Here is a 16,596-nt window from a genome sequence, read left to right on the forward strand (position 1 = left end):
ACATTAAGTTCTCTTTTATTTTCTGATCACTAGCGCTGACTAAATAATTATTTTCTCTTTCCTTCTTTCTTTATAGGAAGAAAGGAAAATATTAAGCAAATAATCACAAATGATACTAATAGTATTCGACCATAGAAATAGGGAAAAAACCGAACAATCAAAACACTATAAAGGACAAAAAAAATAGCAATAATGCTTAATATTAAGGATTGTTTAAGGTCTTTTAAAAAAAAAGAAAATATTTTTTCATATATAGCCTACATTAAAGTCGCATATCTGATGATATAACATTCATCATATCAGAAGAGAATGGGTAGCCATTAACCACATACATCCCCCCAATGAGGCGAATAGAAAGCTTATTCTACTCACAAAGTGAGGCGAATAATCACGATATTTGACTCATGCTCCTGCAATTAGGCGTTTGATAAGTTGTGTTTTAATTAATGGAGGCGCTTTCACTACGTTACCTGCTATCTTAGCCGTCATGATTTCAAAGGCTTTTTCTACCAATAAGGTTTCATCTTGCTTCATTGACCAGACATTATTAGGTAAAAAACTTAACATAACGTGATCATCAAAAGTACCTATATTGATATGTGCGGGAATAACACCTTCTGTTTGGCGAATAGCACTTAATACGCCTTCTAAAATGGGCAGTGATGAGGCAATAAAATGACTGGGGATCTGCCGATGTTGTTCAAGATATTGCTTCATCATCTGTTCACCATCTTTGGTGGTGTTATGTTCTGCATAGGAAACGGTTACATGGCTTTCATCACCATAATGGGCTTTGATCGCCTGAACATAACCGCGCAAACGAGCTGCAATAGTAGGAAGAAGAGCATCACCGGCAAAAAAGTGGATTGGCGCATCTTGCTGTATCATCGCTTTCGTTAATTGTGCACCACTATCACAGTTATCAGACGCCACGCAAATTGCATTACTAACAGAAAAATCTCTATCTAAGAACACTAAAGGCTTTTGACGATGTTTAACGTGATGTTGCTGATTTTTTCGACTCGCTGAAACAATAAAAATCCCATCAACATTACGCTCATCCATAGACTTTACGAGCTTATTTTCATTTTTAATATCACCATAGGTACAACTTATCATCAGCTGGCAACCAATCTGGTGACAATGCATCTCTAACTTTTCCGCTAAAGCAGCAAAGAAGGGGTTGGACAGCCGAGGAATAACCAGACCATAGGTATCTGTTTTATTGAGTTTTAAGCTTCTTGCCGCATGGTTAACGGTATAACCAAAAACTTCGACATAATCAGCAATTTTTTTCTGGGTTTTTGCACTGATCCGATATTGATCACCTTTACCATTGAGTACTAATCGTACTGTGGTGATAGATAAATTCAGATCATTTGCAATTTGTTCAACTGTTTTTGCCATTAATGTTCCGTCATTGATATTGCCCTCATTTTGCTAACAATGAGGGCGGATTAACCTTTATTAAGCAGATTGACTACGCCATTTTTTCCACATTGATTTTAACCCAGGTCCGACAATAGGTAACAGCAGTGTTAATAGTGCAATAGCGAGGAATGTCGCAGTAATAGGTCGTGTATAGAGAATCGATAAATCCCCTTGAGACATCATTAAAGCACGGCGTAAGTTAGACTCTGCCATCGGCCCAAGGATAATACCTATCACCACCGGAGACATCGAAAAATCGAGCTTAATCATAATATAAGCCAGTAATCCTGCCCCCATCATCACAAAAACATCAATGATGCTATGGTTAACTGAATAAGCCCCCACACTACACAACACAAAGATAATGGGTACTAATACTCTTCTTGGTACATCCATCACACGTACAAACAGTTTCATACACAAGAAGCCTAAGATACCGAGAAAAATATTCGCCATCATTAAGCCGATAAAAATACTGTTCACTTCAACGGGATTATCCGTAAATAACTGTGGCCCTAGCGCTAATCCTTGCACCATAAAAGCCCCCATAATAATCGCCGTTGCGCCATCACCGGGAATACCTAAAGTCATTAGAGGTACCATGGTGCCACCCGTCACCGAGTTAGCCCCCGCTTCCGGTGCTGAAACCCCTTCGGGTGATCCTTTTCCAAATTCTTCAGGGTGTTTTGACCAACGTTTGGCTTCGTTATACGAGATAAAAGATGAAATATCTCCCCCAGTCCCAGGAATAGCACCAATAGCCGTTCCTATCGCTGATGAACGAAAATAGGTAGGTAAAACACGTTTAAAATCGAGCCACGTAGGTAATACACGATGAATACGGGCATTAATTTTCTCGCTTTTCTTCTGCTTGCGCTCACGATACTCTTCTTCAAAGCTAATCAAGCCTTGAGAAAATGCAAAGAGTCCCACGAGGATTGGAATAAACGAGACGCCCCCCATAAGATACACGGTATCAAACGTAAAACGTGGCCCTGCTGTCATAGGATCAAGCCCGATAGTAGCAATTGCAAGACCAATCGCGCCCCCCATTAATCCTTTCACAATCGATTGCGATGATACACTGGTAATAATACTTATGCCAAATACCGCAAGAGCAAAATATTCAGCAGCAGAGAATCCCGTCGCCACTTTTGCCAATTGAGGAGCAATAACAATTAAAGCGATAGTACTAAATACACCACCAAACATCGACCCCATGGTTGATAAGCCTAATGCTCGCCCTGCTTCACCTTTTTTAGCCATCGGATAGCCATCTAAGACGGTGGCTGCAGATGCAGGTGTGCCCGGTGTACTAATTAATATTGCGGTAATGGAGCCACCATAAACAGCCCCACAATACATTCCCAATAATAATAAGATCCCCGTCATTCCTTGAAAGGAGTAAGTCAGTGGGAGTAACAGTGCAATGCCCATATTCACTGTTAAACCCGGTAATGCGCCGATAATAATCCCCGCGAAAACCCCTAACAGGATCATTGTTATCGTTTCTAAACTAAAAACGACCATTAAAGCATCTAAAATTTCCATACCAAGGCTCCTTTACCGCTTACTCAAAAAAGACAGAGGTTGGCAGAGGTGAATTAAAAATAATGTCAAAGAAAACATAAACCGCGGCTACAATCACAATTGGGATCACCACCATGGCAATAGGTTTCCTCTCATTCATCAACCACATAATGATTGGGATAAGAAGCAATGATGGAACAATAAAGCCAAATAGATATAAACCTGTTGCATATAGCAGCATAAAAATGCCTAAGCCATAAGCACGCTTAACTGCGGTCGAACTTAAATCTACGGACTGGTGTACATGTTTAATTTTATCAACCACGACACCTATCCATTGAAAAATCCCCAGTAAAATAAATAAGATGGCTAAACCGTAAGGCCAAAAACGCTCCCCAGGTACACCATATTCATCAAACATACTCATATCACGGGAGAGATAGATAATAAGTAGCCCAAAAGCTACTGAAATCGCACCGATGATTGTATTGATTTTAGTCATGTCGGGATCTCCCCGACCCTATCCGACTTGCGGATAGGGTGGTTTATTATAGAAAGGTTATTTTTTTAGGGTGGCTGAGATTAATTCAGCATACATCTCATGATCTTCTTTCATCATTTGATACGCATCGTCACCGACGATAAATACTGGCATAATACCTTGTTTTTTCAATGCTTCTTGATATTCTGGTTTTTGAACCACTTCTGAAAATGCCCCCACTAACTCATTTTTAACGTTATCAGGCACACCTGCTGTTGTGGCTAATACAGCCCATGCGCGCATTTTCACGTTGGTATCGAGATTTAAGGCTTCTTTAAAGGTTGGAACATCCGGAATAAGAGGGAAACGACGTTCATCCATCACACCGAGAACACGCAAAATACCCGCATCAACTTGTGATTTAACCGCACCGGGTGTGGTTAATACGCCATCGATATGATCGCCCACTAATGCCGCAATAGAGGGGCCTGTACCTTCATTATAAGGTATATGATTAAACTTAGTTCCCGTAGTACGTTCGATATTCACCCCCGCGAGGTGATAAATAGCTCCCATACCTGAGTTACCAATTTTTAATTTACCAGGGTTCGCTTTTGCTCCGGCAATAAATTCTTCCAATGTTTTATAAGGTGAATTAGCATTCACCACGAGCACAACCGGATCAGCAATCGTTGTCGCAATCGGGGTAAAGTCTTTATAGGTCACGGGTGACTTACCTTGATGTGGGAACATCGCTAATTCAACCGTCGTCATGACTAATTTAGTGCCATCAGGACGCGCATTTGCCACTTCAATTAACCCAGTTAAACCATTACCTGCGGGTTTATTAACCGGTACAAAGATACGCCCTGCTGGCATCACATCTTTAGCAAATTCAATGATAGTCCGTGCAGAAGTATCAGTACCTCCCCCCGGGTTTTTTGGGATAACCACATCAATATTTTTAGTAGGATACGTTAACTGTTGGGCTACAGCATTCCCCATGCCCAATGTCATCGTAAGCGCCAACGCTGCGAGTAGACTCTTTTTCATAAAACCCTTTCTCCACATTTTTATTGAGTAGCTATTAACTGCTGATAAACAATGTTTTTTCTGTTCCAAGTAAAAGTCACATGTAGGGTATTGTTTTCAGCAATAATAGCCGGATATGAAAATTCGCCTTCCCCATCGAGTAAATCGAATGGTTCAGACCAAGTACTGCCATTATCGGATGAAAGACTGACAGAGATAGGATAACGACGACTCCAGTTGCCTGAATTCGGGTTATATACCAATGCCAACAGACCATCTGCGAAGGAGACGACATCAATGCCGCTATTATTATTTGGTAAGGTTGTTGCATAAGCCGGACACCAACTGCGCCCATAATCCGTTGAATCGCTACGATAAATTTTACCGCGCGTACTGCGCATCATGGCATGCACATGTCCAGGCTGAGATCCCCATAGTGTTGGTTGTATCACGCCATCCCATTGAAAAACACGTTGTAGATCAGTCTCCCACAAGGCATCGTCCTTTAGCCCTTGCCAGATTTCATGCTCCGCTTGCCCTCCTTGATGATGAGCAATCGGAATATCCACTCGCTGCCAGTGTTGACCATTGTCGCTAGAAATATCGACAAACGCATCCCAGTATCGATCATCCTCCACCGATCCCGGAGCTAACCACTCGCCGTTTGACATCACTAATACTTTGTTTTTCACAGGACCTCTAGGTGTTACATCACCCGAAACCAATTCACTTGGTAAACTCCAGCTATTTCCGCTATCCTTCGAGATAACGTATTGGGTCGTCCAACTATGTACATCAGGACCCGTTTTATAAAACAGCCAGATATTACCTGTTGATGGGTCAACATGTAAAACTGGATTCCAGTGCGCAACACCTGGATTTTTAACCACAGGTTGAGCGGGTTGCCAATCATTTCCCTCTTTTATCGCCAACCAGATAGCGGTATTACCGCTACCTTCTTTATCGCCAGCAAAAAAAGCGGTTAATAAACGCTCAGAGTTAGGCACACGCACAATCGTTGAAGCATGGCAGTGATTAAAAAGTGAATGTGCATTATCCAGCACAAACTGGGTTTCCTTCATCACGAAAGGCATATTCCTACTCCTGTGTCCTAAATTAATTTAACGAAAGCCACTTCTTCATATTTTCACCCAATGCCGTCATGCTATTAACAGCAGAAGGGAAAAATGAGTTTTCAAACTGACTACTATTACGAGAGCGGCAAACCAGTGTCGCGAAATTGCCGATCAGGCGCTGATGATATTTAGCGCAGGCAGGATAATCCAGCGTTTCAGTCATCGCAGCTGTTGATAAATAATCAGCTAATAGCGCAGCTTGCTCTGGTTTATCCTGCCAATTTTCATACAGCCAGACATAAAGTTCGGGGTGGAAGTTAGCCATAACACCACTATATGCTTGGCATCCTGCTTGGAATGACGCTAATAAGGTTTGACTATTAGCATTGGCTAGATGCAAACGACTTCCTTTTGATAATGCTAAGCGACGTTCTATGAGAGGAAGAGAACAGCAAGTATCTTTAATAAAGGTAAAGCGATTACTTTGTGCGCACCATTCTACTATCTCTTCAGATAACAAGCGTTTGTAAGGATAAGGGCATTCATAAATACCCAAATCAATCTCTTTAGGTACAGCATGAGTTAAGGATTGTAGTGTTTCCAGCGCCTTATCATCAGACTCACCCACTTGCGCTAAGCGATTACTGATCATAATAACGCCATCAACGCCGGTACTCGCCATTGCCTGCAATTGTTCTTTTTGCTGGCTTAAGGCCGTTGCCGTATGACCAGAAGCAACAACAGGTACTCTTCCATCCGCTTTTTCAACGATAAAGCGGGTGAGTGCTTGTGTTTCTTCATCACTCAAATAAAACATTTCGCTTGATTGACAGGCGGCAAATAACCCATGTACACCTGCATCGATATACCAATCGACAAGGCGCTCTAATGACGCCCAATCAATCTCTCCTTTAGTATCAAAAGGAGTGAGCATCACAGGCCAAACACCAACGTATTTTTGCTGACTCATTATAAATTCCTTACAGTAAGTTAATGGCATCACCTGCCACTTTCACTTGAATACCTTGAGTCAGTGCTTGAGCAACAAAGGCTTGTAGCACAAACGCCAATTTATCGTCATCAACATAAGCCACTGTAATATGGTTACTTTGATGTCCCGCCATAAGATCATCACGAGTTACACCATCTAAAGTACAGTTGAGTAATGGCCATTCGTAGTTAGTGGCTCGACGGCGACGTTCAAACTCTGCCTCCGGTAATTCCACCGCCATACCTGTACCAATATGCATAATCACATCTGTACCTTGATAGTGTGCACGTGCCCATAACAAACGCCCTGCTTTACCTTGACCCGCTATAGTTGATCCCCCTTTAGGGAAAAACATAGGTGGCTGACGGTAACCTGTTGCGCCTTTGATCCCACCTTTAAGGTGTTCAAAAGGCACAGAGCCGGAAATTTCCATATCCCAGTAGAAGGTTCCCTGATACTCACTCCCCCAACGAATATCGTGTAATGTTGTTTCTGCAGGCAAGCCTAACGAGGTTAATAAACGCCATAACATCGTTTGTGGAATAGCTGTACCCATATCGACTTCGTTGATACAAGGGATCGGTGTGTTAGGGCTGATAATGTCGCCATTTTCATCCGGTAACGGGAAGCGTGCCGTTGACCCAATTGCACCTTCGGCAAAATCAGAGGCAGGGCAACAATCTTTTAATCCTTGCTGATATTGCACGCCTACAGCGGTTAAGCCAAAGCGTTTAACAAAACGCGCCATTGCAATCATCATGGCACACTGCTCTTTCACCTGTTCACGAGTCAGTTCAGTTTTATCATCTGTACCAAACTTAAACGTCATGCCATTATTTTCGTACCATTGCACACACTCTTCTCTTAATGCATCAGGTACTTTTGCCATTTCGACCAATAATGCAGATTGAGAGAGTGATTCAATGGGCATACCAATATCGATCATTGCCTGTTGTGGGAAGACCCCATTAATCATTCCCATACAGAATGTATCGAACAAACCTATTATTTCTTTATTTTTAATTATATATTCGCCGACTTTTCGACCCACTTCGCCAGCTTCTGTCGCCATTACCCTGTGTGTTGGCGCAACTTCTTTAAGATAGCTAAGCTGATGATTTACATAACCATATTTCAACCATGTAGCTAAGCCATCAATAAAAAATGTATCGTCAAAATTTTCTGACCATAAGCGTGAATAATTTTTACCTAAACTGGTTAACGTCCCCGCTAAACACAACATGCCAACTAGCCCCGGCCATGTACCATCAAAATTAGCCAGCAACAGAATTGGCCCGCGATGATGCGCTAACGAAGAGGCAATATGGTGTGAGTATTGCCATGCGGTTAATAGCACAATAACGGGTGCATCAGGATCGATAGCCGCAAACATGTCACAACCTTCACGCTGACTACTGATAAAACCATGGCCTCGTGCTTCATCAATTTTATGTGCACGTTTCATGGTGTAACCTTGTGCTTTTAATGCAGCGGCTAGCTTATCTTCAAATTTTTTCTGTACAGGCCAGCATGTTACGTTTGCAGACTCACGTAAGTCTGCATTAGTAACCATCAGGATCTCATTAGCTTCTGCACTGATAACGTCCGGTAATTTTGGTAGATTTAAGTTCAACATAAGATATCCCTGGTAAGGTAAACTCGATTCATAATCGGAAAAATTTATGGTCAGCAATCTGCCATCATGTCGTTATAGCGCTGCTGATCTTGATACATCTGTAAATAAACTTGGTATTTCGCTTGATGGAAAGCAAAGGTGTCACTATCAGGTGTAATAACGCCGCCTTCTCGTACCATGGTATTTGCTGCTTGAGAAAAATTATCAAAGGCTTTACATGCCACGGCGCCTAATAAAGCAGCTCCTAGATTCACCGCATCTTCTTCTTGCGCTAAATGGATCTCACGACCTGTTGCATTGGCATATTCACGTAACCACAGTGGATTTTTGGTCGCTCCCCCACACATAACAAGGCGATTAATTTGGTGCCCAGCATCTTCAAGGGTGTCAATAATATGGCGAGTGCCATAGGCAATAGACTGCAATGTCGCAAGATAATAACGAGCCAAGGCAACTCGACCACTTTCAAGGGTTAATCCGCTGACCATTCCCTTGGCGGCAGGATTAGCACGTGGAGAGCGATTGCCATGATGGTCAGCTAAAACATGAAATTGTGCTGTTGGATAAGGTTCATTTTCTTCCAATTCAGCGACAGCTTGGTTTAATAAGGTATAGTAACTAACACCTTTTTCTTTCGCTTCTTGTTCTAACTCAGCCCATGACTCATGGCGGCGGATAGACCATTCAACGAGCGCACCGGCAGCACTTTGCCCCCCTTCGTTTAGCCATAACTCTGGTAACATTGCGCCAAAGTAAGGCCCCCACACCCCAGGCACCATAATCGGGTATTGGCTGACAATCATATGGCAGTTAGATGTACCACTGATGATGGCCAAACTTCCCTCAGGTTGTGATGCGGTTAACGCCAACCCACCCGCATGAGCATCAATAATGCCACTAGCAACTATGACGCCAGTATGTAATCCAAAAGCCTCAGCCACAGAGGTCGTTAAACATCCGGCCGATTCACCTAAAGCCAAAATGGTTTGTGGTACTTTTTCTAATAATTCATCCAAACCTACATCAGCTAACAAGCTTTCACTAAAATGCCCTTGGTGTGCCAAATAGTTCCATTTACACGTTAATGTACAGATACTGGCAACATCAGCAGTGGTTGCTTTCCACACTAAAAAATCAGCTAAGTCAAAGAATCGCCAGACATGTTTATAACGCTCCGGATAGTGATTTTTTAACCATAGAATTTTAGGCAATTCCATTTCAATGCTCACTTCGCCCCCGACATACCGCAAAACGGGATCGTTAGTCAGATTAATGGTCACTGTTTCTTGTACTGCCCGGTGATCCATCCACATAATAATATCCTGCTCAGGTTTATTACTGGGTGAAACCGAAAGTGCTTGTCCTTCTTTACCAACGGCCACTAAAGAGCAGGTGGCATCAAAACCAATAGACTTCACATGGAGAGGATCGATGGCTGATAATTTCACCGACTCTTTTACAGTGGTGCATACTTGTTGCCAAATATCAGCGGAAGATTGCTCGACAAAATCCGTTTTCGGGCGAAATTGTGCAATTGGACGCACTGAAAAGCCCAAACGCTTTCCAAAGCTATCAAATACTGCTGCACGGACACTGGCTGAGCCAACATCAACGCCAATAAAATATTGTTGTTCCATGCGAACCCTCATCATTTGCTAACGCTATGCTAATTTTTGCTACTTCGAGTTAGCAAGTTAATTCGAGCATGGAGAAAAAACAATCACAATAGGATTGGTTTGTGATGCAGATCTACATCAATAATTTAATACATTGATTTAGAAAGAAATTTATTTATTTCACTTTGTTCACCATTTTAATAGCGAACTGAAACGATTATGTTCGTTATAAAACAAACGAACATTTAGCTATCAATGAGAATAAAAACCGTGGTTAACATATTAATATCACTATCAATATAGGATGTTATTAAAATATACCTAACTAATAGTAAAATTTATTTTTAAAAAGAGTAATATGTTAAAAACAACCATTTTTCTATTTTTATCATATTCAATCATTTTATTTTTAATAGACTAATCTTTAGTTATATATTCATTTTTGGAGTATTAAATTATGTTGAAAAATATTGCTATCAGTCTTTCTTTACTTCTTATCACTTCTTCGGCTTTTTCAGCCACACTGGCAGAAAGAGAATTACAACAGAAATTTGAAGAAAATATTCAATCCCGTGTTGTAGACTTAAATAAAAGCTGTGATGCTAATATAAAAGTTGCGTTTGATTGGTCGGCATTTACTGTTGAGGATCTAAAAACAACAGGTATTGATGGTTATTGCAGTGAAGGGTTAAAAGGTGTCATTAATACCTGTGAAAGCTCGAAAATAGCACAAGAAACCGTAAAAGAGAAAATACAGAATATTACCTGCTCTAAAGCGTCACCTCGTAGTATTGAACTTAAAGATGGGACACTGAATTTTGGTATTGATTTTAATGCTGCAAATGATGCCAACGCTATTCAAACGCATTTAATGAATAATCTCTAAATAGAGTAAATATAGCAAGCAATGATGCGATAATACATTATTGCTTGTTGATTAAATAACAGATTGAATTAGTTTTTTAGCATAAGGATGAGTAACAGTACTTAATTTATTTATCTCGCATAATTCAATTTGTTGACCTTGTAAAATGAACATGACTTTATCGCAAAAATAAGTCACTGTTTGAATATCATGACTAATAAAAAGATAGGATAATTGGAGTTCCTCTTTTAATAATTTTAATAAATCCAATATTTCAACTTGTGTAGGTATATCGAGAGAGCTTATTGCCTCATCTAAAATAATTAGTTGTGGGTAAGATGCTAACGCACGACATAAGCAAACTCGTTGAGCTTGCCCACCAGACAATTCAAAAATATAACGCTGATAACAACTTTTAGGTAATTGCACCTTCTCTAAAAAAGAAAAAATAATTGTTTCTAACTCGTTATGACGAAGAGTCGGATTAATCAGTTTAATAGGTTCAGCAATCATTTCACCCACTGTAAAAGTCGGATTGACTGAAGCGATATGATCCTGAAACACAATACTTATTACCCCTTGTCGATAACATCGTTTCGTCACTGGCTTATCATTTAAATAAATAGCCCCTTGATCAGGTAATTCTAAGCCACTGATTAACCGTGCAAGGGTACTTTTTCCACTGCCACTTTCTCCAACTAACCCGAAAGCTTCACCCTTTTGTATATTAAAAGAGAGCGCATCGAGAATAGTCACTTTTTCTTTAAAAAAGCGCGCCCCTTTTTGATAATAATATTTGCTGACGTTGTCTACTCGTAATAGCATTCGATCCTCTTGTTATTTATCGCCGTTTCATGCTGATCACCGAGCATAAAGCACCTGTGCAAAACGTTGGGAAAGCTTAGCTCTAGCCTCAATTAAATAACGGGTATAGGCTTGCTTAGGTGTATCTAATACGCTGTTTTTGTCACCAAACTCAATTAATTTTCCCTCTTTCATCACTAAAATATCATCAGCAATCTGACTGACTAATCCTAGATCATGAGAGATAAAAATTAAGGTGGTGTTTTTAGATATCGTGATACGTTGCAATAGCTGTAATATTTCTCTGCGCAAGGGAGCGTCTAATGCGGTAGTAGGTTCATCAGCAATTAATAACCTTGGTGATAACGCCAAAGCCATGGCAATCATCACACGTTGTAATTGCCCCCCACTTAATTGGTGAGGAAATGCCTGCATAATCATTAAAGATTGATGCTCAAATACCTCGTCCAATGCTTGTTTAGTGGCATTGAATGCTTGCAATTTAGTATAAGAAAAATGGTAAATTAAAGTTTGGCTAACTTGCTTGCCTATTTTTATCAACGGATCAAAAGCACTCATACCGTTTTGCACAATCATACCTAGCGATGTCCCTAATAGGGCACGCCGTTGTTGCTCTGAATATAAATGAAGGGGCTTTTCATCAAAAAAAATTTCTCCCGATAGTGCAAGTGTACTTGGAAGTAAGCCAATAATGGCTTTACTGATTAAGCTTTTACCACTACCACTCTCACCGACAATAGCTAACGTTCGCCCCTGTTTAAGGCTAAAGGAGAGATTATCTACCCGCTTTTTTTCGCTGTGAGGATCATAGATTGAGACTTGATTAAGCGTCAGTAAATTGTTCATATTTATCCCCGACTGATTGACGATTATCGGGGTCGAACACATCACGTAAAAAATCGCCCCAAAAGTTAAATGCAGTAACAACAACCGTAATCGCTATCCCCGCAGGTAGCATTTGTTCGGGATGTAATACCATGACATTTTTTGCTTCACTCAGCATATTGCCCCATTCTGGGGTGGGTGGCTGTACCCCTAACCCCAGAAATGAAAGAGCAGAGATCATTAAAATAACACTCCCAATATCACTTGAGGCTAAAACGATAGTTTCAGCTAATGTCACGGGTAATAAATGGCGTCGTAAAATATGTGTTGGTGGTGCGCCAATCACTTGAGCATAAGCAATATAGTGACGATGTGAATATTGTCGAACAATGCCTCGTATCATTCTGGCGTACCAAGCCCATTTAACCAAGATCACCGCAATCAAGATGTTACCTATTCCAGGCCCCATTATGCCCACTAAGGCTAAGATCATAATTTCCGCAGGAAATGACAATACCACATCACATAAACGCATAATCACTGTATCCGTTTTACCGTGAAAATAGCCCGCCAACATCCCCATTAGCCAACCGATCAGCAGTGTTATACTCATCGCATAAATGGCATAAAAAACGGTGGTTCGAATACCAAAGAGTAAACGTGAAAATACACAACGTCCTAAATTGTCTGTACCCAGTGGATAGTGAAAGCTGATTGGCTGAAATTTTAAGCGTATCGATGTTAAAGTGGGATCATGAGGTGCAAACCAAGGTGCGCCTATTCCGGCGATGGTAATCATCACTATCACCAATAAACAGAGTTGTGCACTTTTATCTTGCGCAAGTCGTTGCCAGAATAACCGCCACATTGTTACCGCCTTAGACGAGGATCGACTTTCATCTGAATGATATCTATCAGAAAGTTAAAAAAGAGAAATAACAATGACATCATTAAAATATAAGCTTGTATCATCGGATAATCGCGTCCAAATATGGCACTAATACACAGCCGCCCCACCCCAGGCCATGCAAAAATATTCTCGATCACGACCGTGCCCGCGATAAGTTTCGGAATACTCATTCCTAGCGCCGTCAGCGCAGAAGCGAGTGAATTACGTAATATATGGCGACGCAAAATCAGCTTATCAGGTAATCCTCTTGTTCGGGCATAAAATACATAAGGCTGATGCCATTGATTAAGCATTGCGCCCCGTAACAAACGTAAATAAGTACCGATATAACCTAAAGAGAGTGCAAATGCCGGTAAAATGACCGATTGTGGTGTCAACATACCACTGACAGGTAACCAATCTAAATGAACCGCCACCGCCCAAATTAACAACAACCCTAACCAATAATTAGGAATTGCGGTTAACACAAAAACAATCAGCCGAATACTTTTGTCTATCAAGCTATGTGGTTTTGCCACACACCATAAGGCTAAAGGTAACGCGATAATAAGCGTAAATAATAATGCGGTAGCCGCTAACCAAAGCGTGGGGGGGAGAGCAGTTAACATCTCTTGTATCACCGGTTTTCGGGTCAAAAAAGAGGTGCCAAAATCCAGTTGAAATCCCGCTACAAGCCATAAAAAGTAGCGTGTGAAAAAAGGCTTATCTAAACCAAGCTCACGGCGCATACCTTCAATCGCTTCGGGCGTCGGTACAATTTCGTTAACACGCAAAGCCACTTCTGCCGGATCAGACGGTGCTAAATTCAGCAAAACAAAGGCAATAAACGAAATAATCAACACTAGCGGCAATATCGCCAATAGGCGCCAACATAGATAACGTAACATCTGCTTTAACCAATATGGCACCGGATCAGTGCCATATTGAAGTAACCTCTTAAATTAATCGGTTATTCGGCTTTAAAACGCATCTTTTCAAAAGGTATTTCATATTGAGATGGATTAAAACCAACGTTTTCCAATTCACTACGGTAAATCGCTTTAGTACGCGAATAGGTTAATGGTATATAGACGGCTTGCTCCGCTAATGAGGTAAATAAGCGTTGATATAATGTCTGACGGCGATGTTCATCTGGCGTAATCAACAACTCGCCAATCATCGCATCTAATTGTGCTTTATTGGCTAACCCTTTCTGTCCCTGGTAATCAGCATGAGCTGGAATTCTAAAGGATGAGACAAAAGAGGCGGGATCGTAAGGTGTTCCCCACGAAAGAGAATACTGTAAATCGAAATCACCACTTTTCTGTCTATCTAAAAAGGCCTGTTTCTCTTCCCCTAATACCGTCAGTGCAACGCCAATTTTCTTAAAATCATCTTGCAATAGTTCGGCTATCTCTTTTTCAACCGCATTATTCACATTATAAGAGAGCAATAACTGCAACGGTTTTCCCTGTTTTTCACGCACTGTTTTACCCGCAGGTAATAGCCAGCCTTCCTCTTCTAATAACGAGGCAGCTTTTTCCGGTTGATAAATATAAGTTGGTGAATCAAAATCGCAATAAGGTACACTTCTTGCCATTAATGTATCAGCGACTTTTTCACTTCCCGCTAAAATACCTTGAGCAATCCCTTCTTTATCAACGGCATACTCTAATGCTTGGCGTACTTTTTGGCTTGAAGTAATAGGGCGACTACTGTTGAGCACAATAGCACGAGAAGCAATAGGTGCACTCATTTGTGTTTTAAATTTATCAGATGCCATTAATGCGTCAAAAGAGTCCATATCTAACATGTCGCCATCTGCACCAAAAATTAGCTGAATATCTCCTTTTTGTAAGGATAATAGCATTGTTTGTCTATCGGGGATCACTCGCCACATCACCCCAGTTAATGCTGGTTTTTGCCCCCAATAATGAGGGTTAACCTTAAATTCAGCATATTGATCTTTTTTATGTTCCGTGAGCACCCAAGGCCCCGTACCAATATAATGACTCACCCCTGTTTTAGTTTTACCGTTAATAAATGATTTAGGTGAAATAAAACGAAATGGGCGAGTTAAGCCAAGTTCAGTTAAGGTTGGATAATAGGGATTTTTTAAATTTAGCTTAACAGTATACTGATCGATAACCTCGACACTGTCGATTTGACGTACCAATTCTAGCCATGCATGACGCTGATAATTATCTAATACAGCCTCAATATTAAGTTTTACCGCTTGCGCATTAAAAGGTTCGCCATCACTAAATGTAACGTCTTGGCGCAAGAAAAAGGTATAACTTTTACCATCCGGAGAAATTTCCCAGCGTTGTGCTAAATAAGGTGCAACCCCCTTATCGGTATTTAAAACCAAAGGTTCAAATACCATGTTTTGTGCGGCCATTTCACCGGAATAAAGATGGGGGTTAATATCACGGATATCTTTTGTACTGGCATAATCCAATATATTATTACTTTGATTGGCAAAAGCAGGAAATACGCACGCCAATGTTAATAATAGTGTAGGAATAACTGTAAATAGAGGTTTCACATTATTTTCCTTTTATCATTCTCATCGATTATTTTTCTGAGCATGGATCATAAACATAGGGGTTGAGCCGTAATTAATTTTTTCTTCTTCATCCCAAACGTGATCACCAATACGAATATCCACGCTATAACGAATAAAACCGATATCTAGTAGTGTATTAATATCCCACTGTGGACGCTTAACTTGGCTTAATGGTAATTGGCGAGCAATTCTTTCCATCTCTTTTGTATCAGTATTAACATAGTGATCAGCAACTTGCTTTTGCGCCGCTCGCTCTCTATCAGCAAGAAAACCTTGCCAATATTCATCATCAAACAGATGTAAATACCAATTGGCATCAAAATTAATTAAGCTTCCCCCTGGTTTTAATACGCGAAACCACTCTTGATAAGCCTCACTGGGTGATTTTAAATTCCATGTCACATTACGGCTGACGACCAAATCAAATTGTTCATCGCCAAAGGGAAGATCTTGCACATCACCACAAACAAAGTTAATAGAAACATTATGTTGGCTGGCGTTATTTTTAGCCTCAAGCAACATCCCAGGCGTGGCGTCAATTGCAGTGACTTGGTGGCCCGACAACGCTAATAAAATAGCAAAGAATCCCGGCCCCGTACCGATATCAAGAACCTTTAATGTCTCCCCTTCTTTGACATGGCTTAACAATAACTGACGCCATTTTTGCTGTTTTTCACTTAATAACTCTTGCTGGTTGGCAGCACTATAGCTTTCAGCGCGAATATTCCAGTAACGGGTCACATCATGAAGTAATTGGTTATTATCGATTTTATTTGTCATCAAAAACCTGCTGTTGTATCAACATAAGAGAGGTAAAAATTCCCTAAACG

General features: G+C 40.7%; 15 protein-coding genes. 1 reads left to right on the plus strand and 14 read right to left on the minus strand.

Going from position 1 to position 16,596, the window contains the following annotated elements:
* Window positions 1-402 precede the first annotated feature (402 nt).
* From HMPREF3129_RS12110 to HMPREF3129_RS12145, 8 genes are read right to left on the minus strand one after another with little or no spacing between them, the layout of a single operon-like run.
* Window positions 403-1,407, minus strand: a complete 1,005-nt coding sequence (locus tag HMPREF3129_RS12110; protein WP_004249055.1) for a LacI family DNA-binding transcriptional regulator — start codon at window positions 1,405-1,407, stop codon at window positions 403-405.
* 60 nt (window positions 1,408-1,467) lie between these two features.
* Entirely contained in the window at window positions 1,468-2,982 is a 1,515-nt protein-coding gene (locus HMPREF3129_RS12115) for a tripartite tricarboxylate transporter permease (RefSeq protein WP_004246740.1), read from the minus strand.
* A gap of 19 nt (window positions 2,983-3,001) precedes the next feature.
* On the minus strand, window positions 3,002-3,463 hold the full coding sequence (locus tag HMPREF3129_RS12120; RefSeq protein ID WP_004246739.1) for a tripartite tricarboxylate transporter TctB family protein: 462 nt from the start codon (window positions 3,461-3,463) through the stop codon (window positions 3,002-3,004).
* A gap of 57 nt (window positions 3,464-3,520) precedes the next feature.
* Entirely contained in the window at window positions 3,521-4,495 is a 975-nt protein-coding gene (locus tag HMPREF3129_RS12125; RefSeq protein ID WP_004249054.1) for a tripartite tricarboxylate transporter substrate binding protein, read from the minus strand.
* A 20-nt stretch (window positions 4,496-4,515) separates the two neighbouring features.
* On the minus strand, window positions 4,516-5,568 hold the full coding sequence (locus tag HMPREF3129_RS12130) for a sialidase family protein (RefSeq protein ID WP_036919313.1): 1,053 nt from the start codon (window positions 5,566-5,568) through the stop codon (window positions 4,516-4,518).
* A 22-nt stretch (window positions 5,569-5,590) separates the two neighbouring features.
* Window positions 5,591-6,520, minus strand: coding sequence for a dihydrodipicolinate synthase family protein (locus HMPREF3129_RS12135; protein ID WP_004249052.1), 930 nt, complete (start codon window positions 6,518-6,520; stop codon window positions 5,591-5,593).
* A 10-nt stretch (window positions 6,521-6,530) separates the two neighbouring features.
* Complete coding sequence (locus HMPREF3129_RS12140) at window positions 6,531-8,177, minus strand: signal transduction protein (RefSeq protein WP_036919315.1); 1,647 nt, start codon at window positions 8,175-8,177, stop codon at window positions 6,531-6,533.
* A 50-nt stretch (window positions 8,178-8,227) separates the two neighbouring features.
* Window positions 8,228-9,814 carry an FGGY-family carbohydrate kinase gene (locus tag HMPREF3129_RS12145; protein WP_004249050.1) on the minus strand — a complete coding sequence of 529 codons (1,587 nt, stop codon included), beginning with the start codon at window positions 9,812-9,814 and terminating at the stop codon, window positions 8,228-8,230.
* 436 nt (window positions 9,815-10,250) lie between these two features.
* Here HMPREF3129_RS12145 and HMPREF3129_RS12150 point away from each other — a divergent pair, with 436 nt between their 5' ends.
* Window positions 10,251-10,679: a hypothetical protein gene (locus HMPREF3129_RS12150; RefSeq protein ID WP_004249048.1), complete on the plus strand. Its 429-nt coding sequence runs from the start codon at window positions 10,251-10,253 to the stop codon at window positions 10,677-10,679.
* A 51-nt stretch (window positions 10,680-10,730) separates the two neighbouring features.
* On the opposite strand, the gene HMPREF3129_RS12155 is transcribed toward HMPREF3129_RS12150, so the two are convergent.
* The 6 genes from HMPREF3129_RS12155 to HMPREF3129_RS12180 form a co-directional block, all read right to left on the minus strand.
* Window positions 10,731-11,483 (minus strand): ABC transporter ATP-binding protein, encoded by a 753-nt coding sequence (locus tag HMPREF3129_RS12155; RefSeq protein ID WP_004246732.1) that lies wholly within the window; start codon window positions 11,481-11,483, stop codon window positions 10,731-10,733.
* A 36-nt stretch (window positions 11,484-11,519) separates the two neighbouring features.
* Window positions 11,520-12,329: an ABC transporter ATP-binding protein gene (locus HMPREF3129_RS12160; protein WP_004246731.1), complete on the minus strand. Its 810-nt coding sequence runs from the start codon at window positions 12,327-12,329 to the stop codon at window positions 11,520-11,522.
* Entirely contained in the window at window positions 12,307-13,176 is an 870-nt protein-coding gene (gene opp1C, locus HMPREF3129_RS12165; RefSeq protein ID WP_004249047.1) for a nickel/cobalt ABC transporter permease, read from the minus strand. Before opp1C ends, HMPREF3129_RS12160 begins: the two co-directional genes overlap by 23 nt.
* 2 nt (window positions 13,177-13,178) lie before the next feature.
* Window positions 13,179-14,105 (minus strand): nickel/cobalt ABC transporter permease, encoded by a 927-nt coding sequence (opp1B, locus tag HMPREF3129_RS12170; RefSeq protein ID WP_004249045.1) that lies wholly within the window; start codon window positions 14,103-14,105, stop codon window positions 13,179-13,181.
* Window positions 14,106-14,167: 62 nt separating this feature from the next.
* Window positions 14,168-15,745: a nickel ABC transporter substrate-binding protein gene (gene nikA / locus HMPREF3129_RS12175; RefSeq protein WP_004246728.1), complete on the minus strand. Its 1,578-nt coding sequence runs from the start codon at window positions 15,743-15,745 to the stop codon at window positions 14,168-14,170.
* Window positions 15,746-15,766: 21 nt separating this feature from the next.
* Complete coding sequence (locus HMPREF3129_RS12180) at window positions 15,767-16,546, minus strand: class I SAM-dependent methyltransferase (RefSeq protein ID WP_036919317.1); 780 nt, start codon at window positions 16,544-16,546, stop codon at window positions 15,767-15,769.
* Window positions 16,547-16,596 lie beyond the last annotated feature (50 nt).

It is taken from the genome of Proteus sp. HMSC14B05 (assembly GCF_001808035.1).
Lineage (GTDB): Bacteria > Pseudomonadota > Gammaproteobacteria > Enterobacterales > Enterobacteriaceae > Proteus > Proteus mirabilis.